This is a genomic window from Saccharophagus sp. K07, from assembly GCF_014336955.1.
In the GTDB taxonomy this organism is placed as follows: Bacteria; Pseudomonadota; Gammaproteobacteria; order Pseudomonadales; family Cellvibrionaceae; genus UBA5868.
Genome location: NZ_QRAI01000002.1, coordinates 291,958 through 315,211 on the forward strand (window position 1 = coordinate 291,958; position 23,254 = coordinate 315,211).

General features: G+C 50.6%; 25 protein-coding genes and 1 pseudogene. 14 read left to right on the forward strand and 12 right to left on the reverse strand.

Annotation, left to right across the window (positions count from 1 at the left end):
* The first annotated feature begins 152 nt into the window (after nucleotides 1–152).
* From DWB84_RS07800 to DWB84_RS07810, 3 genes are read left to right on the forward strand one after another with little or no spacing between them, the layout of a single operon-like run.
* Nucleotides 153–1,115 carry a hydrogen peroxide-inducible genes activator gene (locus DWB84_RS07800; protein ID WP_187409212.1) on the forward strand — a complete coding sequence of 321 codons (963 nt, stop codon included), beginning with the start codon at nucleotides 153–155 and terminating at the stop codon, nucleotides 1,113–1,115.
* Nucleotides 1,109–2,644 carry a tryptophan halogenase family protein gene (locus tag DWB84_RS07805; RefSeq protein WP_255428896.1) on the forward strand — a complete coding sequence of 512 codons (1,536 nt, stop codon included), beginning with the start codon at nucleotides 1,109–1,111 and terminating at the stop codon, nucleotides 2,642–2,644. The genes DWB84_RS07800 and DWB84_RS07805 overlap by 7 nt, the downstream gene beginning before the upstream one ends.
* Before the next feature lie 34 nt (nucleotides 2,645–2,678).
* Nucleotides 2,679–3,356, forward strand: coding sequence for a hypothetical protein (locus DWB84_RS07810; RefSeq protein ID WP_187409213.1), 678 nt, complete (start codon nucleotides 2,679–2,681; stop codon nucleotides 3,354–3,356).
* On the opposite strand, the gene DWB84_RS07815 is transcribed toward DWB84_RS07810, so the two are convergent.
* From DWB84_RS07815 to DWB84_RS07835, 5 genes are all read right to left on the reverse strand, one after another.
* Nucleotides 3,331–3,957, reverse strand: coding sequence for a methyltransferase (locus DWB84_RS07815; protein ID WP_187409214.1), 627 nt, complete (start codon nucleotides 3,955–3,957; stop codon nucleotides 3,331–3,333). The genes DWB84_RS07810 and DWB84_RS07815 overlap by 26 nt on opposite strands.
* Nucleotides 3,958–4,055: 98 nt before the next feature.
* A complete protein-coding gene (locus DWB84_RS07820; protein WP_187409215.1) occupies nucleotides 4,056–4,265 on the reverse strand; it encodes a cold-shock protein in 210 nt (69 codons plus the stop codon).
* Nucleotides 4,266–4,526: 261 nt separating this feature from the next.
* Nucleotides 4,527–5,198 carry a monofunctional biosynthetic peptidoglycan transglycosylase gene (gene mtgA, locus DWB84_RS07825; protein WP_187409216.1) on the reverse strand — a complete coding sequence of 224 codons (672 nt, stop codon included), beginning with the start codon at nucleotides 5,196–5,198 and terminating at the stop codon, nucleotides 4,527–4,529.
* A 132-nt stretch (nucleotides 5,199–5,330) separates the two neighbouring features.
* Nucleotides 5,331–6,353 (reverse strand): hypothetical protein, encoded by a 1,023-nt coding sequence (locus tag DWB84_RS07830; protein WP_187409217.1) that lies wholly within the window; start codon nucleotides 6,351–6,353, stop codon nucleotides 5,331–5,333.
* A 123-nt stretch (nucleotides 6,354–6,476) separates the two neighbouring features.
* Nucleotides 6,477–8,081, reverse strand: coding sequence for an L-lactate permease (locus DWB84_RS07835; RefSeq protein ID WP_187409218.1), 1,605 nt, complete (start codon nucleotides 8,079–8,081; stop codon nucleotides 6,477–6,479).
* Between the two features lie 150 nt (nucleotides 8,082–8,231).
* Here DWB84_RS07835 and tcdA point away from each other — a divergent pair, with 150 nt between their 5' ends.
* The 3 genes and pseudogenes from tcdA to DWB84_RS18995 all read left to right on the forward strand — a co-directional run bounded on the left by tcdA (nucleotide 8,232) and on the right by DWB84_RS18995 (nucleotide 10,875).
* Entirely contained in the window at nucleotides 8,232–9,038 is an 807-nt protein-coding gene (tcdA, locus tag DWB84_RS07840; protein WP_187409219.1) for a tRNA cyclic N6-threonylcarbamoyladenosine(37) synthase TcdA, read from the forward strand.
* A 627-nt stretch (nucleotides 9,039–9,665) separates the two neighbouring features.
* Nucleotides 9,666–9,983 (forward strand): hypothetical protein, encoded by a 318-nt coding sequence (locus DWB84_RS07845; protein WP_187409220.1) that lies wholly within the window; start codon nucleotides 9,666–9,668, stop codon nucleotides 9,981–9,983.
* 128 nt (nucleotides 9,984–10,111) lie between these two features.
* Nucleotides 10,112–10,875 (forward strand): annotated as a pseudogene (locus tag DWB84_RS18995) (complement resistance protein TraT).
* Between the two features lie 31 nt (nucleotides 10,876–10,906).
* Here the strand turns inward: DWB84_RS18995 and DWB84_RS07855 are convergent.
* Nucleotides 10,907–12,214: a HAMP domain-containing sensor histidine kinase gene (locus tag DWB84_RS07855; RefSeq protein WP_187409221.1), complete on the reverse strand. Its 1,308-nt coding sequence runs from the start codon at nucleotides 12,212–12,214 to the stop codon at nucleotides 10,907–10,909.
* A complete protein-coding gene (locus tag DWB84_RS07860; protein WP_187409222.1) occupies nucleotides 12,204–12,944 on the reverse strand; it encodes a response regulator transcription factor in 741 nt (246 codons plus the stop codon). Before DWB84_RS07860 ends, DWB84_RS07855 begins: the two co-directional genes overlap by 11 nt.
* A 174-nt stretch (nucleotides 12,945–13,118) precedes the next feature.
* Between DWB84_RS07860 and DWB84_RS07865 the strand changes: the two genes are divergently transcribed.
* A complete protein-coding gene (locus tag DWB84_RS07865) occupies nucleotides 13,119–13,613 on the forward strand; it encodes a Spy/CpxP family protein refolding chaperone (RefSeq protein WP_187409223.1) in 495 nt (164 codons plus the stop codon).
* 145 nt (nucleotides 13,614–13,758) lie between these two features.
* Here DWB84_RS07865 and DWB84_RS07870 read toward each other — a convergent pair whose 3' ends face one another.
* From DWB84_RS07870 to DWB84_RS07880, 3 genes are read right to left on the reverse strand one after another with little or no spacing between them, the layout of a single operon-like run.
* Nucleotides 13,759–14,184, reverse strand: a complete 426-nt coding sequence (locus tag DWB84_RS07870; protein ID WP_187409224.1) for a SufE family protein — start codon at nucleotides 14,182–14,184, stop codon at nucleotides 13,759–13,761.
* Nucleotides 14,185–14,188: 4 nt separating this feature from the next.
* Nucleotides 14,189–14,992 carry a TatD family hydrolase gene (locus DWB84_RS07875; RefSeq protein WP_187409225.1) on the reverse strand — a complete coding sequence of 268 codons (804 nt, stop codon included), beginning with the start codon at nucleotides 14,990–14,992 and terminating at the stop codon, nucleotides 14,189–14,191.
* 42 nt (nucleotides 14,993–15,034) lie between these two features.
* Nucleotides 15,035–16,354: an NAD(P)/FAD-dependent oxidoreductase gene (locus DWB84_RS07880; RefSeq protein WP_187409226.1), complete on the reverse strand. Its 1,320-nt coding sequence runs from the start codon at nucleotides 16,352–16,354 to the stop codon at nucleotides 15,035–15,037.
* 248 nt (nucleotides 16,355–16,602) lie between these two features.
* Between DWB84_RS07880 and uxuA the strand changes: the two genes are divergently transcribed.
* Nucleotides 16,603–17,793 (forward strand): mannonate dehydratase, encoded by a 1,191-nt coding sequence (gene uxuA, locus DWB84_RS07885; protein WP_187409227.1) that lies wholly within the window; start codon nucleotides 16,603–16,605, stop codon nucleotides 17,791–17,793.
* An 85-nt stretch (nucleotides 17,794–17,878) separates the two neighbouring features.
* Entirely contained in the window at nucleotides 17,879–18,523 is a 645-nt protein-coding gene (locus tag DWB84_RS07890) for a hypothetical protein (protein WP_187409228.1), read from the forward strand.
* 48 nt (nucleotides 18,524–18,571) lie between these two features.
* Here the strand turns inward: DWB84_RS07890 and DWB84_RS07895 are convergent, their stop codons facing one another.
* A complete protein-coding gene (locus DWB84_RS07895; protein WP_187409229.1) occupies nucleotides 18,572–19,537 on the reverse strand; it encodes a hypothetical protein in 966 nt (321 codons plus the stop codon).
* Between the two features lie 190 nt (nucleotides 19,538–19,727).
* On the opposite strand from DWB84_RS07895, the gene DWB84_RS07900 reads away from it, so the two are divergent.
* The 3 genes from DWB84_RS07900 to DWB84_RS07910 are packed head-to-tail and all read left to right on the forward strand — an operon-like array spanning nucleotide 19,728 to nucleotide 21,349.
* Nucleotides 19,728–20,186 (forward strand): YaiI/YqxD family protein, encoded by a 459-nt coding sequence (locus tag DWB84_RS07900; RefSeq protein ID WP_187409230.1) that lies wholly within the window; start codon nucleotides 19,728–19,730, stop codon nucleotides 20,184–20,186.
* Between the two features lie 4 nt (nucleotides 20,187–20,190).
* The gene (locus DWB84_RS07905) at nucleotides 20,191–20,907 is read left to right on the forward strand and encodes an NYN domain-containing protein (protein WP_222868086.1); all 717 of its coding nucleotides are present in this window, start codon (nucleotides 20,191–20,193) and stop codon (nucleotides 20,905–20,907) included.
* Nucleotides 20,908–20,920: 13 nt separating this feature from the next.
* Nucleotides 20,921–21,349, forward strand: coding sequence for a thioredoxin domain-containing protein (locus DWB84_RS07910; RefSeq protein ID WP_187409231.1), 429 nt, complete (start codon nucleotides 20,921–20,923; stop codon nucleotides 21,347–21,349).
* Between the two features lie 36 nt (nucleotides 21,350–21,385).
* Here the strand turns inward: DWB84_RS07910 and DWB84_RS07915 are convergent, their stop codons facing one another.
* Nucleotides 21,386–22,213, reverse strand: a complete 828-nt coding sequence (locus DWB84_RS07915) for an MBL fold metallo-hydrolase (protein ID WP_187409232.1) — start codon at nucleotides 22,211–22,213, stop codon at nucleotides 21,386–21,388.
* A 194-nt stretch (nucleotides 22,214–22,407) separates the two neighbouring features.
* On the opposite strand from DWB84_RS07915, the gene DWB84_RS07920 reads away from it, so the two are divergent.
* Together DWB84_RS07920 and DWB84_RS07925 are read left to right on the forward strand one after the other, a co-directional pair.
* A complete protein-coding gene (locus DWB84_RS07920) occupies nucleotides 22,408–22,785 on the forward strand; it encodes an SRPBCC domain-containing protein (protein WP_222868087.1) in 378 nt (125 codons plus the stop codon).
* Between the two features lie 119 nt (nucleotides 22,786–22,904).
* The gene (locus DWB84_RS07925; RefSeq protein ID WP_187409233.1) at nucleotides 22,905–23,225 is read left to right on the forward strand and encodes a helix-turn-helix transcriptional regulator; all 321 of its coding nucleotides are present in this window, start codon (nucleotides 22,905–22,907) and stop codon (nucleotides 23,223–23,225) included.
* Nucleotides 23,226–23,254 lie beyond the last annotated feature (29 nt).

Genomic DNA, 23,254 nt, shown 5'->3' on the forward strand with positions numbered 1-23,254 from the left:
CCGTCGCGGCACATCGGAATTTAAACGCAGTACGTCGGCACAAAAGGCGTTTTATAGTGACGTCTAAGCTTGTGGGCAATTAAAATCCCATAAATTTTGGCTATGGCGCCTCCGCCAGTGAATAAAGTCTCGTGGCGGCGCGGAGCAATGGTATGACCTTAACAGAACTGCGGTACATAGTGACCTTGGCGCAAGAGCAGCATTTCGGGCGGGCGGCGGAGCGTTGTCATGTGAGTCAGCCGACCCTGAGCATCGCTGTAAAGAAGCTGGAAGAGGAGTTGGGCGTAGCCTTATTCGAGCGCGCCAAGACGAGCGTTCAGCCGACGGCAATTGGTTTGCAGATTCTGGAGCGGGCGCGGCGTATTCTGGAGCAGGCAGCGGATATCCGCGATCTTGCCAACCGCGGACAGGATCAGCTTACTGGCCCGCTGGCATTAGGGACGCTTCCAACCGTTGGACCCTATTTGCTGCCGCAGTTTGTTCCTCTGTTACAGCGCATGGCAGCGCAGATGCCATTGCGGGTAGAGGAAGATCTGGCTCCGGCGCTAGGCAAGAAGCTGCGTCACGGAGAGCTGGATGTAGTGCTGGTTACAGCACCTTTTCAGGAAGTGGATGTAGTAACTCAGGTTTTGTTTGAAGAGCCTTTTGTGCTGTTGATGCCCGCGAGCCATCCTCTGGCAGCTAAAAGTGAAATCAATGCAGAGGATTTGGAAGGGCAGGAAGTGTTGTTGCCCGGGGAAGGGCAATGCTTCCGCGAACAGGTGTTGGCGGCTTTTCCGTTGCTCAAATCTGTCGAAGATCGCCCGGGCGTCGGACGCGCTGGGACATTGGAAACCCTGCGCCATATGGTGGCCTCGGGTCTGGGAGTAACCATATTGCCGCTCGCTGCGGCGCAGATGCCTTTGTATGCTCCTCAGGTATTGACCATGCGCCCGTTTGCAGCGCCTTCGCCCTCCCGACAGCTGGTGTTGGCATGGCGCGCAAGTTTCCCTCGTCATCGAGCAATTGACGTTCTGCGTCGGGCAGTTCAGGCTTGTAGCCCTGCGTATTGGCGGTTTAGTACAGAGCGCGAACCGGATTTGACTGGTTTGATGGTGGAAAATCGCGAATGGTAAGCGCTGGCAATAATCGAGAAACCTATGCAATGAACCCTATTCGCAAGATTGTCATCGTCGGTGGCGGTACCTCGGGCTGGATGGCTGCGGCGATCTTGTCACACCACTTGAAGCAGAGCGTGTGTCGCATCCAGTTGGTGGAGTCTGCGGATATAGGCACCATCGGGATCGGTGAATCCACCATTCCTCCTTTTGTTGGTCTGATCCGGCGCTTGGGGATCGACGAACAGGATTTTATGCGCGCCACCCAGTCCACCTACAAGCTCGGTATTCGATTTGTCGACTGGCGTCAGCGCAACGAGCGTTATTTCCACCCTTTCGGTGTAATCGGCAAACGCATAGGTAGTCACGATTTTTATCAATGTTGGCTGCGTGCACGTCAGGCTGGCGATACATCATCTCTATCTGAATTCTCCCCATGCGCCGTTATGGCGGAAAACGGCCGCTTCTTTCGCCCGGGTGAGGCTCTGAATACGCCGATCGGCGGAGCTGGGTACGCATTTCACGTCGATGCCACTCTGGTTGCGCAGTATTTGCGCCGTTACGCTGAAGAGCGCGGTGTTGAACGTCTGGAAGGCAAAGTTGTGGCGGCACAGCAGCGGGATAACGGTTTTCTCGATGCGGTGCTATTGGATGATGGCCGCAAGCTGGAAGGCGACTTTTTTATCGACTGTACCGGCTTTCGCGGTGAGTTGATTACGAAAATTCTGGGAGTGGGATACGAGGATTGGTCGGAATTTCTCCCTTGTGACCGCGCCGTTGCGGCAAAAACTTCTTCCATCTCGCCGATTCCCCCTTATACCCGGGCAACGGCGCGGCGTGCCGGCTGGATGTGGAATATCCCGCTGCAACACCGGGTCGGTCAGGGTTATGTCTATTCCAGCGCGTTTTGTTCCGATCAAGAAGCCCGTTCCACCTTGCTGCGCCACGTAGAAGGCGAAGTTCTGGAAGAGTTGAAGATGATCAGATTTACCTCGGGCAGACGTAAGGAAATCTGGCGGAATAACTGTTTAGCCCTGGGTTTGGCGGCAGGTTTTATTGAGCCGTTGGAATCGACCGCGATTCATTTGATTGCCAGAGGAGTGGACTTCTTTTTGCGCTATTTCCCGGATCGCGACTGCGATGCTGCGCTAGTACGCGAATACAACCGGCGCATCTCGGCCGATTATGAGGAAGTGCGCGACTTCATTGTGCTTCATTATTGCGCCACCGAGCGGGAAGATACGGAGTTCTGGCGCTGGTGCCGGAATATGTCTTTGCCCGATTCGCTGCGGGAACGGATCGAGCTGTTTGAAGGTCATGGAGCTTTGCGGGAAGGCACAGATGAGCTGTTCCGCAGTTCAAGTTGGCAGTCAGTGTTCGAAGGTATGGGGATACGCCCGCGAAAACATTGCCCGCGGGTGAATAATCTCGAATTGGAGCAGATCTCCACAACCTTACGGATGGCCAAGCAGGCGATTCGAGGCATGGTCAACAATCTGCCAACGCACGAGGAATTTATCCGCAGTCAGTGCCAGTCGATGGAATAAACCGGGCTGGCGCAAACCTTTTAGCGAGGTGTTTGTGTTCAGTCCCCGAGTTATCGCCTGGCTCAATACCCTTGTCCCTCTGATTGCCGTTATCGGCGGTTATCTCATCTCTATTCATCAACAAGTCGCGGAAGCCTGTTTTCCATTAATCGAGGGCTGCACCTCTATCAGTCGCGGTGTGCGCAATGGCGACGCTTTATTTTGGTTTCGCGGGCTGATGATGCCCATGAGCATGCTGTTTGTATTTTATTGGGTATTGCAGTGTCGCTGGTTGGATCAATTGGTGGGTGTGCGCAAGCGCCATAAAGTGATATTAGGTCTAGGAATTATTTCCGCTCTTGCTCTGGTTCTTTACGCGAATTTTCTCGGCTCGCAAGGCGGTTTTTACCGTTTTATGCGCAGTTTCGGCATTACGTTTTATTTTGCATTTGCGCTCTTGGCGCAACTGATCAGTATGCAGTCGCTCAGCACCTATAACCAATCAATTTCGCCACAGGCAAAACGGTGGTTGCAAGCGTGTTGGTTTGTGGTGATTGCGCAATGGTTGATTGGTTTGGTATCGCTGGCGGTGACGATTAGTCAGCCTGAAAATAAATTTCAGGCTGAAAATATCGTGGAATGGAATTTTGCGTTGGTGATGATTTTATTCTATGGATTAAGTGGCGAGCTTTGGCGCCATTTGAAAATCAGCTCGCCTGGGGATTTTCGATAATCAGCAGCATGCCTTTGGAGGTCGTTTGTTCCGCTGACTGCCAGGGCTCGAGGCGCGTGATGTAATTTTCCTTGCAATGCTCAGCTAATTGCAAAAACGTCGAGCGGCCTGGGTCGGCGAGAATAATTTTTTTTACGCCGGCGCGAATGGCTTTGGCAATTAAGGTTTTCAGTTCTCTCACCATGGATGGCCAAAAACAAATATCGGCTCCAATTACCATGTCCTGCTGGGCAAAATCATCGACTTTGAGTTGATCGAAGCTTGCCTGTTCCGTTTTTACGGAAACTTCATTTAATTCTTCGTGCGAGTGTACGTAGGGAAACACACCGCTATCGGCGTCCACCGAAACTATGTCGCTATTAAAATGTTTGGCGCAATAAATTCCTAATAAGCCCCATCCGCATCCGATGTCCATAATGCGCTGCCGTTCCGGCAGCGGGTGCTGTTTGAAGTAGTCCATAAGCAAAAAGCTGGAATGCCAAACTTGATCCCCGTATAGGGTTGGTTGTGGTGATTCCTTTTTCAGTCGTTTGATGACCTGATGCTTGTGTTTGAGTATTCGGATGCCATGAATGGAGCGCACGTGAGGTGAATTCATCATAAGGCTGGCTCCAGTGAGGGAAAAAAAAGAGGCTTTGGTCACTCAGGTGACCAAAGCCTCGGGATCTGGTTCCGCCGATCAAGCGGCGGTAATACTACTTAGAGGGGGATAACGTTTTCAGCTTGTGGGCCTTTTTTGCCTTGGGTCACAACAAATTTAACTTGTTGACCTTCTTTCAGAGTTTTAAAACCAGTGCCGGAGATGGCGCTGTGGTGGACGAATACATCTGGACCGCGCTGTTGTTCGATAAAGCCAAAGCCTTTGCTGTCATTGAACCACTTAACAGTTCCAGTCGTTTCATTTGCCATATTCATTAACCTTTTGTTCAAAAAATCGTAAAAACCGCGTACTGCGGGGATGCTGGAAATTCTGGATTACTTTATTGCAACTGACGTGGAGCTTCGGGTCTGGAACTGCGAAAGACAGGCGTCGAGGAGGAAAAAGTATACTTGCAGGATTTTCAACGACTTGGATTCTACAGGAATTACCCGGCAGTGCAAGGAATTTATTGTGCTGCTTAGCACCATGCGTGATTCATCCCGCAATTGCCAGCTTCGGTGGGTGCCGGGCTAGGGAATGCTGGTCTTTGGCATGCGCTGTAAAACAACGCGGGAATAGCGCTGCGCGTAGTCCGGCAGGCGTCGTTCATGCTGACGAGGATTGGGTAGAAGGACAGCCAGATGAGCCGCTTGAGCCGGTGAAAGGTGCACTGCGCTGGTACGATAATGACGCCATGCCGCTGCTTGCGCGCCAAAGGTTCCATCGCCCCATTCGACGACGTTCAGATACACCTCCAGTATGCGTCGTTTGCTCCAGCTGGCTTCGATCATCACTGTGATAATCGCCTCCTGCGCTTTACGGATATAACTCTTCGAAGGCGAGAGAAATAAATTTTTGGCGAGTTGTTGGCTGATGGTGGAGCCTCCAGCCGCTCGTTTGCCGCGTTGCTGATTCTTTTTGATCGCTCGCTCCATGCCGTCCCAATCAAACCCTCGATGTTGGAGAAATTTTCCATCCTCCGCGGCAATGACTGCGCGTTTTAGGTGATTGGAGATCTGCTCGTACTCTATCCATTCGTGGTACAGCTCCGCGTCTGGGTTGTGCTCACGCAGCTCATTCAGACGAATCCTCATAAAGCTGGTTTCGCTTGGATTGTTCTCTTTCCACCAGAGCACATGGGCAAATATCCAGAGCTGGTAAGACAGAAAAAGCAGCAGTGCCCCGAGGAGAATTCGTTTCATCGCGATAAACAAATGGGCATTAAAAGATTTCCGCAAACGATGCGCAAAATAAGGCTAAAAGAGGGCGCATATTCAATTCGGAAAGATTTATTCGGTCAAGCGTAGCGTAAAAAACTTGGGAATAAGCGCACTTTAAACGGCGAGATTAATTTGCTGAATTATTCCGCTCGATCCATCTTCGCGCAGATAAAAGCCGCTAGACACAATTTCACCTAGCGTCGTGTTGTTGGCATCTTTTAATTGCATTGGACTGGCGGCGTGGCCCAGATAAATTGCGCCTATATTTTTATCGCCGAGGGCAAACAAACTGCTGGTCCCGTCGCTATGGTGCTGCCAAATGCGCAGTTGGCTGTAGATGCTGTCGCCTTCATCGATAAAGCCGTTGCCGTCTTCGTCGTAAACCGCTAGTTCGGCAAAACCGTTATTGCTCATAGGGCCGAACAGTTCCTGTCCATTGTTAATGATGCCATCGCCGTTGCGATCCAGGGCCAAATAACCGCTGTTGGGGCGCAAGCTGGCAATTTGTTCGGGAATGCCATCGCTATCCAGATCGAAATCAAACCGGGTGTTGTCGAGCTGTGCTCCCGTGCCGTCGAAATTGATGACCAGCGGGTCGGTCATGACCGCATTGCCGCCGAGCACTGTGAGGGAGGATGTCTCAACGAACGAGCGGCTCATACTTAAGCTCGCGCTTATATTGATTTCCCGGCCATCCTGGGTCGTCACCTTGCCTTGCGCGAAAAACTGTAGTTTTTCCGTTTCCTCGTAGCGGGTGTGGCGTTCGTAAACCAATGCGGGTGCGGAGACCGATGGATTGGATATTTCCACGATCGCTACTGTTGGCGCGGCGTTGATCTGTTCTGGGGTGAACAAACGCATTTGTTTGCCGGTGATTTGTTTGAACAGCTGGGCAATGATCAGCATCTGCAGTCGATCATTTGCCCCTATGGGCGAACCTAAATTCAACGACTGTTTTTGGGGGGCTGCAGCCAAGCGGATTCCGCTGGAAACCACATTGTTTTGCGGCGGAGTCTGCGCTGCTTCTTGTGGCTCTGCATGCCGCGCATTCAGCACTCTTACTCGTTCCTGCACTGTGCTTTTTTCTTTGTAACTGTGCTGCGCGGCGAGTTGAACCTGGGATTGGCTGATGATCATGTCGGCGGCCTTGGAGATTAGCTTTTTTGTCCTATCTTTATCGGCCGCCCGCTATGGTTGGTTTAAGTCTGATTGGTATCAAGAAAGATGAAAATCGTGCCAAAGGTTTCTAATAAATGATTGTCAGCTTGGCGCCAGACCCAAAGTCAGTAAGGTCAACGCCAGCAATCCTGCAAGCCCGCAATACAGCAGCATAGGCCCAAGCGTAAAGCGGATGATCTGGCCTTCACGACCGTTGATATTAACCACCGATGCCGCCGCGACCACGTTGGAGACAGCCACCATATTGCCGGAGTTGGCGCCGATCACTTGCAGGGCGATGACCAGGGTGAGGGGAAAGCCGGAGTGCTCTGAAACGGCGGCCTGGAAGCCGGAGAACATCATGTTGGAAAAGGTACTGGAGCCGGCGATAAAAGAACCCAGGCCGCCAATAAAGGGGGCAGCCAAAGGCCAGTGTGCGCCCATGGCATCGGCCGCCAGTGCTGCCAGTTCCAAGGGCATGGACTGTAGGCCGGCGGTGTTGATATCGGAGCGCAAGAAGACCCGGACCATCGGGATTGCCGTCATCAGAGCTATGCCGGTGGGAATCACTTTGATAAGGCTGGCACGCCAGGCGTTGATCAGTTCCGCGCGCTGACCCTTCTGGAACCAGCCCGCTAACAATGACACCAGCAAAAACACAGTGCCCGGCAGATAGAGCGGTTTCAGTTCATTGCGGATCCCGGTATTGAGAATGTCGCCGGTGCTGATCACCACTTGGTTGAGCCAGTATTTCAATGGCAGTGCATCCACGCGAGTGATGATCAGCAGCACCGCAACCAATGCATAAGGCAACCAGGCGCGCAGCAGGCTCATGTGCTGAGTGGGAAGGTGTTCTTGCTGCGCATCACCAGCAAAACCCCAGACGTTACGCGGCGTCAGCCATTGGCGGCGAGCACAGAACGTCGTGATCAGCAACCCGACGAAGCCTCCGACGATGGAAGGAAACTCAGGGCCGAGGAGCCGCGCCGTCAACCAGGCGGGGACGGTAAAGGCAAAACCCGCCAGCAACGCGAAGGGCCAAACGGCCAAGCCATCGCGCCAGCGGCGCTGTTCGCCGAAAAAGCGTGTGAGCATGGCACTCATCAGCAAGGGCAGAGCGCTGGCGAGAAAAAGGTCTAAGGTAATGGTGGCGACGCCAATCTGCTGGATCAGTTCAGGTGAGGGATCAGCCAAACCCTGGCCGACGCCAATCAGGAGCGGGGTGCCCACTGCGCCGAATGACACTGGGCTGGAACCGGCTACCAGTGCCATTACCACTGCCGCCATGGGTGGAAAGCCGAGAATCATCAATAATGGCGCAGCTATGGCTGCCGGCGTGCCGAATCCCGAAATGCCTTCCAAAAAGGCACTGAACAGCCAGGCGATGATAATCATCTGCACCCGGCGATCGGGCGAAATCGAGATAAAACCGTGGCGGATCACCTCGATGGCCGAGGTGGCTCGCAATACATTCAGCAGGGTGATGGCACCTATGACGATCCACAAAATGGAGAGAGCGACGAACCAACCTTCAATGACTGCAGCGGCGATTCGCACGGGCGAGACTTGCCAGATAAGCCAGGCACTTGCCGCGGTGGCGAACAGGCTGAGGGGCATGGCGCGCGTAGCCGGCAAACGCAGTATGACGAGCAGGAGCAATATGGCGAGCAGAGGCGTAAGTGCGCCGAGCAGTTGCAGCAATGTCATGAGGAAAAGTCGCAATAAAACGGGTCGCATATTGAAAGTGAGAAGCGAGCGAAGAGCAACAGGGACAGGGACATGAAAATCGTCTTGCGCACATCCGGCAGATTGCGCTAAAACGCGCGCATTTTTTGTGCAGAGGTAGAGTGAGGTTGTATGGCGTTGTCAGACGAATACCGGCAGCGTTTCGGCGGTATTGGCCGACTTTATGGTGAGGCAGCTTTGGAGGCGCTTGCTCAGGCGCATATGGCGGTTATAGGTTTGGGTGGCGTGGGAAGTTGGGCGGCGGAAGCCCTGGCGCGCTCTGGCGTTGGTGAGCTGACTCTGATTGAAATGGACGAAGTGTGCATTACCAACACCAATCGGCAAAGCCATGCATTAAAAGCCAATGTTGGCCAATCCAAAAATCAGGTGATTGCAGCCCGTCTCAAAGACATTAATCCGGAAATTCGTCTGCACCGTATCGAAGATTTTCTCGATTCCAACAATTTGCCGACCTATATAGGCCCCCAGCATCACGTGGTAGTCGATGCGATGGACGCGGCTATTACCAAAGGCGCGCTGGTCGCTTACTGCAGCGCGCGCAAAATTCGCCTAGTGACAGTTGGCTCTTCTGGCGGCAAAACGGATCCAACCCGTATACGCATTGACGACTTGGCGCGTACGGAGGGGGATCCTTTACTCGCAAAAATTCGCACTCAATTATTCCGCCGTCACGGCTTTGCCCGCGATGGCCATCGGAAATTTCGCGTGGATGCGGTGTTCTCGCCGGAGCAGATGGTGTACCCGAAACCCGATGGAACCGTGTGCATGGAAAAGCAAGTGCTGCAGGACGGTGTGCGGCTCGACTGCGCAGGCGGCTTTGGCTCTTGCGTAATGGTGACCGGCGCATTTGGATTTGCTGCCGCCGCACGCGCTGTAGAGCGTTATCTCCAATTGGTGGAGCGAATTGGATCTAAATAAGAAGAATATTTGGGGGCCGATTAGCTCTGGCATGAATATAAGCTAGTTTGCGTAAAAATTTGCTTGACTTGGCTACCGCGGATTACTAAATTCGCCAAATCGCGCCCCGATTAGCTGTAAAGGGAGCTACCGCGAGGGCATCTTCGTCACGCGTTCTGTTCTGCGATATCTCTCTTAGTCATCGGTCGGGAAGGCCGTGTAGGTCTGTCTATCTTTCATTTTGCAGTGACGGCGGTTAAACCCGCAGCAAGGTTTAACCGTTTCAATAAGTTTTGGCGGCCCTGTCCTTATAACATCCAAGTTATTTGTTTTGTGGGCACCGCTCAAATCAATTACAAAAAGCACAAGAAGAATCAAGGATTATTGATTTAAACATTTGTTTAACGGATTTCGCCGATGCAATTCCGACTGGAGTTGGTTCTAGCATTTGGATGTTATTGCGGGCGGCTGGCTTTCCTCAAACTTCCTCAAGTTAATAAACGTCGGTTGCACACCAGAGGTGCGCATTTTCCGTTTGGCAATTTTGCTTAATTATCAAGAAGGAATTTTGGTTGGCAATGGAGTTGTATTAAAGCTTGCTGAATAAGTCGGCATGAATAGGCAAATCTTTTGTAAAATGGAGGCAAAATGAAATTGAAAGTCAGCATTCTTGCGGTGGTATTGTTATCGGCTCATGGTTTGGCATTGGGGCAATCAGAAGAAGAAATGATGGCAATGCAGAGACAGTTAAATGCGCAGGTTTTGGAAAAGCCATTTTCTGTCGAAGATGAAGCGAAAATTGATGAATATATTAAAGGTGCCATGGCTAAGGATTTGAAGCCAGAAGTGCAAAAGGCGCCGAGTTACTGGAAGCCCGGTTATACCTGTGCCGATATTTATAGTTATGGTTGGAGCGCTTACCAGAATTGTCGTTATTATCGCTACTACTACGGTCGGTATTGGTAGTATCTCTATTTAAGTCCAGGTCATACCCCATTTAAAAAGATTCATGTCAATGCGTACATCTTGCGTGTGCGCGTTGACCGTGAAGGATCGTTAACATCAACTCGTCCGAAAATAAGGGATGTATATCCATGAAAAAGCATATTAATTCCATCTTTAAAATCGGCTTTTTGCTGAGCGTGTGTTATTACTTGGCAGGTTGCGCCGCGACAGGCGTGGCTCTGTCCAAAAAAGATTTGGATGTGCAAACGCGCACCAGTACAGCCATATTTGTCGATCCTGTTGCCAAAGATAAACGCACTATTTATTTGGATATTAAAAGTGGTGTAATGGAGTTTGATCGCCGCGCGTTCAAGACGTATGTCAAAGAGCAGTTTGCGTTGAACGACAACGGTTATCGCATCGTAGATGATCCAGATGCTGCTCAGTTCGTCATGGTGGCTTACGTATTGAATCTTGAAAAAGCGAGTCCGACAGCAGCCGAAGCCGCTTTGAATCAGGGCTATCTGGGGGCTCGGTAGCTGCTGGCGCGGCAGTGGGTGCAGCCACGTCCCGCCCTGGTGGAGCTTGGAGGGGAGCCGCCATAGGCGGTGTCGCTGGGGGTGCAGCTGAATTTATTTCAGGTGCCTTGGTGAAAGATGTGACTTATATGTTGGTCTGCGATATCCAGGTTACGGAAAAAACCAAATATGGCGCAATCGTTCGTAAAGATACCCAAGTAGATACCAAAGTGTCCGATGCTGGTTCCAGTCGCCAGACGGTGTCTGAAGTATCAAATCGAAAAGAATATCGCACACGCATTGTTACCACTGCGAACAAAGCGAATTTGAAACTTGAAGACGCTCAAAATCTGATGTTCGAGAAAACAGCGTTCGCAATGTCAGGATTCTTCTAATCTTCATCCGTTCCTTGAGCGTCTCTCCTTTCTAGGAAAGACGCTCAGGAATTGTCATGACAACCTGCAACCCACCTTCCGGATGATTGCCAAGAGTTAAAGTCCCGCCATGTTTTTCCATGGCGCGGCGCGCAATGCTCAAGCCCAAGCCAAAGCCGTCCCCGTGCATGCGGTTGTCGGAGCGATAAAAAGGTGTAGTGAGTTTTGCCAAATCCTCGGGTGAAACGCCTGAGCCGTAATCGCGAATTGTACAAATGACGTGCTGATGGCTTTGTTTGATTGCCAAATCGATTGGGGCGTTTTCCGGCGTGTATTTGCACGCGTTGCGCAGAATATTATCGATGGCTTCGCCGAGCAGGTTTTTATCGGCGCTTATCGATAGTGTTGTCATATCGTGAGAGAGGCGAATTTCGCGCTGCGGATATTCAAACTGAATATTGTCGATATGGCTTCGCAATAGCTTAACCAAGTCAAAAGTCGCAAAAGTCGCTGTGGACTCCTCCAGGCGCGCGAAATTCAAAATTCGTTGAATGAGTTCATCCATGCGCTCACATTCTGCGTGTATGCGTTGAATATACGAGGAGGGTTTTTCTTCCTTCTGTTGAATCAATTCCGCCGCTACCTGCAAGCGTGCCAAGGGCGCGCGCAATTCGTGGGAAACATCGTGGAGCAATTGTTTTTGCGCGCTGATGGTCTGCTGGATCTTGCGCATCATGTAAGAGAAATCCTGAGCCAGATCGCCCAGTTCATCCGCTCTCTTCAGTAATTTCGGATCAATTTCCGTATGCAGATCGCCTTGAGCAAATTGACGGCTGGCGACGCCCAGTTGTTTGAGCGGACGTGTAATGCTCCAGCTCAGCAACAAACTCACCAGGGTCGAAGCGAACAGAATAATAAAAAACTGCAGGGTATTAACCCGTTGCAGCATATTCATTAATTGCGGTGGCGGCCTTGGTGTCAGGGCTTCAACCGTATAACGATTGCCTTTGGCGGAAATAACGTCAAAGGTGTAGGTCTCGCTCTTGCGTGAATTATCCGTATCGCGCTCGTAGATAATGGTGTCACCGCGACGGACGCTGACGATATGTCGATGGTTCACCATGTTATAGGGTGGTCCGTAGCTGCGCAGCAGACTCTTTTTTATCTGGCTGTCCGGCGGCAGATTTTCGTAATGCTCGATGGTGCGCTCGGCCAGATTGCGGAGAATTTTTTCGTGTTGACTGCGAAATTTTTCCGTTTCCACGGACGCGAGAATCGCGTAACTGGTCGCCAGCATGATGGAAAGACTGACTAACCAGAAAGAGGCAAATATTTTCCAAAAAAGTCTTTTAATTTTCATCGCCGTTCGCGCCCGTCAATAATTGATAGCCCATGCCGCGCACGGCTTTGATATGCAAACCTTCATTGGAGGTTTGCAATTGGGCGAGTTTTTGCCGGATGCGACTGACATGTACATCGATGCTGCGGTCGTAGCGGGTGAGTTTGCGCTGCAACACCTGCTCGGTCAGAAATTCTTTGTTGAGCACTTGGCCAATATGCTCAACCAATAATTGCAAAACACGAAATTCCGCTCCGGTAAGTGATAAGGGGTGACCGTCCAGTGTTGCGCTTAAAGCGCTCGGGTCCAATTGTAGACCGGCGACGGTTTTAGGTCCGTTAGCGCTATCGTTAGCAGAGGGGCGAGTCCGGCGCAGAACGGCTTTGATGCGTGCGCTTAATTCGCGCGGATTGCAGGGTTTGGCGAGATAATCGTCCGCACCCATCTCCAGCCCCAGAATGCGATCAATATCATCGCCGCGCCCGGTAAGCATAATCACGGGTATATCGGAAAAATTCCGCAGTTGTTTCAGCACATCCAAGCCGGAGATTTTCGGCATCATGATATCCAGCACCACAACATCAGCACTGATGTTGTCGCGCAGTTTGCTCAGTGCTTCTTCGCCATCTGCTGCAGAGTAAACCGTAAAACCCTCGCCGCTTAAATATTCGCTGAGTAATTGAGTTAAAGACTGGTCGTCGTCGACGAGCAGTATGGTGGATTGTGCTGGTGTTGATGAGAGTGTCGTCATGTTGAGAACTTGTTGTTGCCGCTGCTTTTCATAGTAAACCATCTTTATGGTCAACAGCCTTCCATGGTGAAAATGTAACCGGGCTTTACACAACTTTACACCAGCTTAACCCTACTTTGCAGGCGCTGGGACGATACTGGAATCGTGGCAAACAGACACCCCGGAGAGAAAATCATGAAACGTTTAGTGACTTCAGTATTGTTGAGCACCGCTTTGTTAACTGGCGCAGCTGCCTATGCCGGCCCCGATCATGGCCCTGTGGGTGGTGGTAGAGAGCACGTGCACTTCCTGGCGAAAAAATTGGATTTGACTGACGAGCAAAAGGCAGCCATTGCCGAAATTCATCGTTCCTACGCCAAAAAGGACAAAAATCCTGGCGTGCGCGGCTTCAAGCGCGGTTTGACCAATCTGGATCCGACATCGCCAGATTACAGCGCAAAAGTCGCAGAGATAGCCGAAGCGCACGCTAACGCCGTTAAACAACGAATTATTGAACGCGGTGAAATCAACGCAAAAGTTTATGAAGTCTTGACACCTGAACAGCGTGAAAAATGGCAGAGCCTGAAAGAAAAACGCAAAGATCGCCCCTTTAAACACGGTGAGCACGGCAAGAAAGGCGAACATTTTAAGCGAGGAGAGCACTTTAAGCGTGGAGAGCCTTCCGCTTAATTGAGAATAGCCTTCAGCTTAATTGAGAATAGCCTTCGGCTTAATTGAAAAGAGCCTTCAGCTTAAACCGAGGAAGTCTTCAGTTAACCAGGCTAGGCGTAATAAAAGCTTTCAGCGTAAGAAATAATATGGCGACCCCTGAATCTCAAGGATGAGATTTTTTTAAATCAGTAAGCTCATGAGCGCGGCGTACCAAAGCGCGAAAGCCGTTGCTGCGCGAAGGACTAAGGTGTTTTTGCAGGCCAAGCTCTGTCAACATTTCAGCCCAAGCCAATTCATCAATAACTCCCTCCAAAGAATTTCCTTGCTGCAGCGCGCGTTCCACCTGCGACAGAAACAACACCGCAAGCCCATTGATAATGCGGCTGTCGCTATCGAAAAAAAATCGCTTTCCATCAAAACTCAACCAAGCATCTGCGGCGCAACCGCGAATTTTATTGTCCGCCAGACGCAATTCCGGTTTGGGTTGAATCAGATTTCCCCACTCCATTAACTGGCGATATTGCGCTTGCCATTGGCGGTTTTGCCGTAACAGATCCAGGTTTACGGAAGAAAAATCATCGGGTGTCATATTTTTATATCAGTCCAAAAAGCTGCTTGGCATTCTGTGTGGTTTGGGTGGCAATGTTTGCCAGGGAGTCGCCGCGCAATTCGGCCAAGGTTTTGGCAACTTCTAGTACATTCAGCGGCGAATTGCGTTCTCCTTGTTGGCCGAACAAAGGCATATCGGGCGCGTCGGTTTCCAACACCAGGGCGTTTAGAGGCAGATGTTTTACGGCGGTACGGGTTTTATTGGCTCTTTCATAGGTAATAGTGCCGCCTATGCCGAGAAAAAATCCCATTTTCCAATATTGTTCGGCTTGTTCCTGGCTGCCGCTGTAAGCGTGCAAAATACCGCCGCGTTTTAGCGGAAATTGTTTCAGGCAGCGCAATAACAAATTGTGAGCGCGGCGACAGTGCAAAATCACTGGTTTTTCCAATTCCTGAGCCATTTCCAATTGGGCGCACAACACGGCTTCCTGCAGCGTTTCGTCGCCGTCGATGTATTGGTCCAAACCGCATTCGCCAATCGCAATGCAATGTTCGATCGCGGCTATATCGCGCAACGCTTGTTGCAGCTGGGACAAATTTTGATCTTGGGGTGACTCGAGCCAGCAGGGGTGCAATCCCGCGGCGAAATAAATTCCACGATTAGCTGCACACAGATCGCGCATGCGCGGCCATTGTTCCGGTTGCACGCCGGGCACCAGCATATGGTGAATGCCGCGGTTTTGGCATTCCGCCCAAATTTCATCGCGATCGCTGTCGAAGTCTTCAAAATCAAAGTGGCAATGAGTATCGAAGAATTCGAGCGGCGAACCATCTAAAATGTTTTGCATTTGTCTTATCCATAAATACAGCACCGTCCTTGGCGCAGACTGTCAGTGCAGTTTAAGCGATGGACGCAATAAGCGATTCAAGCCGCTCGAAAGAACTACAGCGCCTGTGCGCAAAAAACCGTGAATCGCGAATTGGTGCATGCGATAAAGCGAGATATAGGCTACGCGCGCCAGTTTGCCTTCAATAAATAGGCTGCCGCGGCTTAGATTGCCCATCAGATTGCCGACGGTGGAATATTCGGACAGCGAAATCAGTGAGCCGTGGTCGCGGTAGGCATAAGCTTTCAGCGGTTTCTGGCGCAAGCTTGCCACCAGATTGTGATAACAGGTTGAGGCCATCTGATGCGCCGTTTGCGCGCGCGGCGGCGCTTTTTTTGAATCCGGCCCAGTGAACTCCGCACAATCGCCGATGGCGAAAATATGCGGGTCACGCGAGGTTTGCAGGTAGGAATTGACCACCAGTTGATTGATGCGGTTGGTTTCCAAGCCGCCGATTTCCTTCATGAACTCCGGCACTTTGATGCCTGCTGCCCAGACAATCAGGTCAGCCGGTATGACTTCACCGTCTTTGGTTTCCAGACGGTCTTCAGCCGCTTTGGTAACGGCGGTACTCACTTTGACGGTGACACCCAAGGCTTGCAGCTCGCGGTGCGCGGCCTGGGAAATGCGCTCGGGCAGGGCGCCGAGAATACGTGGGCCAGCTTCTATTAGAGTGACTTTGAATTTGTCGTTATTGACGGCGCTGAAGCCGTAGTTGTGGATCTCCTTCGCCGCGTGATGGAGCTCGGCGGAGAGTTCCACGCCGGTTGCGCCCGCGCCGACTATCACGACTCTGACCTCATGGTACTGTTCCGGCAGACGCTGCAGGCGCAGAAAGGAGTTGATCAACTTGCTGTGGAAGCGACGCGCCTGTTTGGGGCTATCGAGGAAGATGCAGTGCTCTTTCACTCCAGGTGTATTGAAGTCGTTGCAGATGGAGCCTATGGCCATCACCAGATAGTCGTAGTTGATGCGAGTTTCCGGCAGGAACTGTGAACCGTCTTCATCGCGCATAGGCGCGAGGATCACTTGTTTGTTTTCGCGGTCAATACCCGTCACAGTGCCAACGCGAAAATGGAAGTGGTGGTTGATGGCATGAGCGCGGTAGCTGACCGCGTCCAGACCGTCGTCCATAGCGCCTACTGCCAGTTCGTGAAGCAGGGGTTTCCAGAGATGGGAGGTGTCGCGGTCGATCAAGACGACTTCCGCTTGCTTGCGCTTGCCGAGGGTGTCCCCCAGTTTGGTGACCAGCTCCAGACCGCCAGCGCCACCACCTACTACGACGATTTTGGGAACAGTCTTTTTATCTCCGGACTTACGCATAAACACCTCATTAAAAAGTAAAAAAATTTGTGAGGGACATCATACCCTCGGTAGATCGGTGTTCCTATGTGGCCATATGGCGCGGGGTTGGGTAGCATGCCCATTTTCTGCGCCGAATAAATTTTCCGCCCCGGCTGGCTGGCGCTGACTACTATTTATCTTCGCTGGCACTGTTGCCCGCGACTTATGAAACTGATCACTTAGTTGTATGGCTTGTGTTCGGGCAAGCCAATTTAAGAGAGGTTGTTATGCAAGAAACATGGCGTTGGTTTGGTCCAAATGATCCCATCAGCCTGGAAAAAATTCGCCAAGCTGGCGCCACAGGGATAGTGACTTCGCTGCACCACATTCCTACGGGGCAGGCCTGGACTGAGGCGGAAGTGACTAAACGCAAGCAGGAAATTGAGCGCGCGGGGTTGCAGTGGGCGGTGGTAGAGAGTATCCCGCTACACAACGACATCAAGCTGCGTACGGGCAATTACATTGCCCAAATCGAAAATTACAAACAGTCCATCCGCGCTGTAGGTGCCGCGGGAGTGCATACAGTCTGTTACAACTTTATGCCGGTGGTGGACTGGACGCGCACCAACCTTAGCTATCGCCTGGCGAACAATGCCCAAGCACTGCGGTTTGAGATGACCGACTTTGCTGCCTATGACATCCATATTTTGCAGCGCCCAGGTGCTCTACAAAGCTACAGCCCAGAAGTTATCGCCCGGGCGGAAGAGCGTTTTGCGGCTATGAGCGAAGAAGAGAAGGCTCTGTTGGAGAAAAATATCATCGCCGGTTTGCCCGGCGGCGAAGGTTCTTATGACCGCGAAGGCGTGCGCGCCGCGATCGAAGCCTTTATTCAGTTGGGCGAAGAACGTTTCCGCGAAAATCTCATCCTGTTCCTCGAAGAAGTCATTCCGGTCGCCGAAGAAGCGGGCATCAATATGTGCATCCACCCGGATGATCCACCGTTCTCTCTGTTTGGCCTGCCACGCGTTGTGTCGACTGCGGACGATGCGCGCATCATCTTCAAACGCGTTCCCAGCCCGAATAACGGTTTGACCCTATGTGCCGGTTCGTTCGGTGCGCGCGGTGATAATGATCTGGTGGCTATTGCGCGGGAATTTGGTCCGCAGGTTCATTTTGTTCATTTGCGTAATGTGAAGCGTGAGGCAGACGGCTCCTTCTACGAATCAGATCATCTGGATGGCGATAATGATATGGTTGGTTTGATGTCGGCTCTGCTGGACGAAGAAAATCGTCGCAAGCGCGAAGGGCGCAGTGATTGGCAAATCCCCATGCGCCCTGACCATGGTCATCTGTTAGCCGATGAAATTGGCCAGCCTGGTGTCAACCCGGGTTATTCCTATCTCGGCCGATTAAAAGGCCTGGCGGAACTGCGCGGAGTGCTGGTAGCGCTGGAGACGATTCGCAATCGGAATATTTAACTGACAGTCGAAATGCCGGATTCGCGGCCGAAATATTTGACGCAGGTGATTGTTTATTTCATTTAAATCGAAAAGGAAACAAGTAATGAAACAAAAAATTCGCATTGGTGTTCTGGGAGCGTTACTGACCTGTTCCGCATCCGCTTTAGCGGATGGTCAGGTATTTTTATCGGCCTCTTCCGGCAAGTTCGATCACGATCAAACTCTCGTGACCATCACCGATTTTGGTGAAAAACCAGAGACGCCTCCCGCTGAACCTATCAAACCTGTTGTGACGTCCTTCACTTTGGATAATGAAGAAAGTGACCTGATCTCAGTCAGTTGGGGGGTGGCGGACGACAATGCGCGGTTTGTGTTTGAGTACTACTACCAGAATACGGACCTTGTGGGCTTGTCTGCTGAATACACTAAGCATGCAATTTTTTACAGCGGTTATTGGACACCTAATTTATATCTGCCGAGACTGCACGGAATTTTAGGTGCTGGTATTGGGGGTGCAGAACTCACTCTGGATAGTGAAGAATCGTTGGTGGATGACTTTAAGGACCGGGAAATACAGTACAAGCTCACCGCCGGACTCGAATATCGCTTGAATAACACAATCGCTATTTTCGGCACTTACGAACAACATTACACGCGCAAATATTCCCATTGGGCGGAGCGCCGACAAGTCGACGTAAAAGAAGGAGACCAGACACTTGTGCAGATCGGTCTTACTGCACGGTTTTAATCGCCAATAAAAGCGCGGTTTTGGGCCGCGCTTTTATTATTCCAGCCGTTATTTCCAGTCAGAAAATTCTCTGCAAGGCGCCCAGTTTGGCCGTTGGAAAATATCCCTCCGGCGCGTTGCTTCGTGACAAAAACCGCTTTTAAAAATTTCCACGGCTGTGCGAATCCCGGTTTCAATTCCATCATGATCAAAAGAACGGGTTTGTGCACCTATAAGGTATCTGTCCGCTTGGGTCCAATAAGTGTAGGTGGTGACATCAAGAGAATTGGGCTTTACTGCGCGCATCGCCTGCAACACACCATTAAGATCGTATTGAAATTCGATGGTTTCATTGGTGTTAACTATGCTTTCCAATCGCTTGCCGTCGGGTGCGCGATAAAATGTTTCTGACCAAGTCGACTCCTCTTCAATATCCATTCTTTTGCTAGTTGAGCGAGTTAAATAACCCTGTGCGTTGAATTCTTTGCTAATAGCAAAGAATATACTGGTCATTTGCCCATCGTTGTAATAGATGTGTTCCTCGATATCGTCTTGCCAAACAATGGTTTGTGTATGTGCGCCGGAAGATTGGTCGCTCCATGCATCCCACGTATCCTGAATGGCAAATTCTTCTTGCGCAGGATCTGAATCGCTATAAGTAAATTCGATCGAATAAGCTATAGCGCCAGTCGGCGGAATATTGGATGTGGGAGATTGAGGCAGGGTAACTATGGCTTCCCGCAAGAATCTGCCCAAGTCGTCGTACTTGTAAAGATTTATATTTGTAAGCGCATAATCGGGATTCGCGTTCTCCAAAACCTCTTCCAAGCTTATATTGAATGTGTAGGCCTCCATTTTCATCGCCATGGTCTTGCCAGCGAATGGACCGGTATCGGCGGGTGGTTGGGCGGCAGGCGGTTGCAGCTGCGATTGCGACTTGCCCCCTTTCCCGCCTTGGCTGCAGGCACCAAGAACTAGACAGGAGGTGAATAGCAATAAGACGGGTAAGCAAACTGCTCGGGTAATACTCTTCATAGCATCTCCAATACTCTGATTTATCTACTTCCATGAAGTAGAGATACTCTCGAGACAAGCCAGCGGCCAAATACCTCCAAAGTTACGTTTGATTATAGAGAAGCGCACTCGAATGCACCGCAGCATTGAAACCCTGTTAGCAGTTACCTACCATGAGCGCCTTATACGAACTGTTTAAGGTAAATCCCATATGACCATCTGGGTCGACGCTGATGCCTGCCCGGTAGCGGCTAAAGAAATCCTCTTTCGCGCGGCTGTGCGGACGGAAACCCCCGTGGTGCTGGTTGCCAATCAATACATGCGTGTACCGCCGTCGCCGTTTATCAAAAGTATCCAGGTGGTATCGGGATTTGATGTGGCGGATAACGAGATTGCGCAAAATGCCCAGGCAGGGGATTTGGTGGTAACCTCGGATATTCCCTTGGCGGCGGAAGTGGTGGCTAAACAATGTGTGGCGCTGAATCCTCGCGGCGAGTTGTACACCAAAGAAAATATCCGTTCGCGGCTTAATATGCGCGATTTTATGGAAACATTGCGCAGCAGTGGAATTCAGACAGGTGGCAGTCCGCCTTACGATCAAACCGACCGGCAAAAATTTGCCAATCAGCTGGATGCCTATCTCGCCAGACAGAAAAACAAACGAGGATAAACCGATGAACGACATTATTGCGGGAAAACATAAAATTGCGATTTTTATCGATGCCGACAATGCGCCCGCCAGTAAAATCGATTTTATTCTCGCCGAACTTGCCAAATATGGTGTCGTCAATATTCGTAAAGCCTATGGCAACTGGGCCAGCGCCAATCTAAAAAGCTGGACCAATATTCTGCAGGAATATGCCATTCAACCTATGCAGCAGTTCGATCTCACCAAAGGCAAAAATGCGACCGATATAGCCTTGGTGATTGACGTTATGGATGTGCTCTATACCAAACAGGTGGATATTATTTGCCTGGTTTCCTCCGATTGCGATTTTACACCACTGGTTACGCGCATTTTGGCCGATGGAAAATTTGTGATCGGTTTCGGCGAACGCAAAACACCTGAGGCGTTTGTTAACGCCTGCTCGAGATTCCTGTTTGTCGATGAAAAGCCCGCAGAGCAAATTCAAGCGGAAACCAAGGTGAATTTAAAGGGAGATACCAAACTGATCAATCTCCTACGGCAGGGAATGGAGGCCTGCGAAAACGACGAAGGCTGGACGCATCTTGGTGCACTCGGTTCCCATATTGCCAACCATGCGTCTTTCGATTCGCGCAATTACGGCTACAACAAATTAAGTGATTTATTGAAGGCGATTGACCTGTTTGAAACCAAAAAAGATGGAAATATTTGGTGGGTAAGGGACAAGAAGAAATCCAAAATTTAAGAGGAGCAGAACCATGATCCGAGTATGCACTTCTTGCGGTACTAAAAATCGCATCCCCGCTCGCCATCTCGCCAGCCGAGGCCGCTGTGGCCAGTGCAAACAAGAATTGGCGCCGCAATCGGAGCCGATTGACGTCACGCAAGCGGAATTTGAAGACATTATTCGCGAAGCGCCCGTGCCGGTTTTGGTCGACTTTTGGGCGAGCTGGTGCGGCCCTTGTCGTATGGCCGCGCCGGAAGTAACCAAGGCTGCGCAATTGCTGGCGGGAAAAGTGTTGGTATTGAAAGTGAACACCGAGCAGGAGCAGCGCCTTTCGCTTGAATACAATATCCGCAGCATTCCGAATTTTGCGGTATTTGTCGCTGGCAAATTGCAGTGGCAACAGGCGGGATTGTTGAATCATAGGGATATAGAGCAGATCCTTGCTCGCTGGATTAAATAGACGTTGGAAGGCGTTTACCTACATGGCGGGTACGCCTTATGCTGACGATTTTTGTTCAATATCCTTGATGGCGGAGAGAACCATATTTTTATAGCTCACATCGCCCATAGAAACGATTTTAACCAGCCAGGATTCCCGTCCTCTTACCAATTCTTGCAGAATTTCCTTGTGCGATTTTCCCTGAGTATAAAGATACTGCACGTTGCCGATGATATTCTCCAAATGATCAATTTTGCGTTGGATGGCCTCATGAGGTTGTTCAAGTTTTGGATTGTGTCCACAAAACAGTTTGTCGAACTGAAGTGATGTAATTTTCTTTAAAGAATCAATGGTCTGGCTAATGCTCTCGTCCGCACGAAAATATTTAATGCGGGAACCGAGATACATATCACCGGAAAAAAGCCAGCCTTGATTTTTCTCCCAATAGACAATGTGATCGTCGCTGTGACCCGGTGTGTGAATCAATGTGAAGCGATAGTTCTCTGTTTTCACTGAATCACCTAAAGGGTGAATATCGATAGTCTCCAGATTTCCCCAGATATATTTTTCGTAAGGTTTTAATTTAACTGGTTTTTTTAAAATTTCGGCGGTCAGAGCATGGCCGTAAACAGGAATATTATGATGTTTGCTGAGGTAAGCCGCGTTGCCGGCGTGATCTTCATGATAATGAGTCAGGCAAATTCGGCTAATGGTTTTGGGATCCAGAAGACCCATCAGGGCGCGGCGTGAATTGGCGGGGCCGGTATCAATCAGCAATTCATCGATTTGGTAACAAATGACGCTCATATAAGGTTTGCCCACCGGTGCGTATCCGATGCGATAGCCTTTAATGGGGGAAAAATCCAAAAGCAGTTTGGTTTCCATCGGTTTGCTGCCTTGCAAAAGTCGCAATTTTACCTATCAGGGAGCATAAGGTCGATGCGTTGGGAGTAACCAAACTGAGTCTAGTCTCGTTCCGTCAATACAGTACGGTCGATAATAGTTAAGTTTTTTCTTGGCTATTGAATGGGGTGGTCAGATACTTAAGTAGAAAATAAACTAACTGGAAGGAGTTTGTTATGGTTGAGTCAACGGTTACTTATGAAAGCTTTACTTTGGCGAGAGAATATCCGCACAGCCCGGAGAAAGTCTTTAGAAACTTCTCGGATCCCGCCAGGAAACGCAAGTGGTTTGCGGAAGGCGAGGGGTCGATTCTGCAATCCTTTGAGATGGACTTTCGTGTAGGTGGTAAAGAAACCGGTGTTTTTCTTATGAATCATGGGCCAGTTGCGGGTCTGGTTTGTCGTAATGACAGTTGGTATATGGATATTGTGGAGAATAAACGGATCGTGATTGCCTACACCATGACGCTCGGGGAAAATCGTATTTCCGCCTCTTTAAGCACAATAGAATTGCTACCGCAAAACAGCAAAACGCTATTGCGCTTTACTGAGTAGGCCGCCTTTTTTGAAGGTGCTGATGGGGCTGATATAAGACGTGCGGGATGGCAGGTGTTGCTGGAGCAATTGGGTGGAGCGCTGGACGCAGAAGTAAAGTAAATAGGAGCGCAATTTGTATGGGAGCCTCTTTGGATATCAGTCGCATATTTCACGCATTGGGCGATAATACGCGGCGGGCGATGGTGGAGCAGTTGAGCAAAGGATCTTTAACCGTCTCCGAATTGGCGAAGCCGTTGGATATGACGCTGGCTGCAGTCGTTCAGCATATTAATTTGCTGGAAAACTGCGGTCTGATTAAAACCTGGAAGGAAGGGCGCGTGCGAACGTGTGAGATTCAAACTGAGACGCTTTCTGCTGCAGAAAAATGGCTGCACGAGCGCCGGCGCTTATGGGAACGCCGCTTTGACAGACTGGGAAAATTGCTCGACGAAGAATAATTTGGCTTTTAAGGCGCAGCGAGAATTTC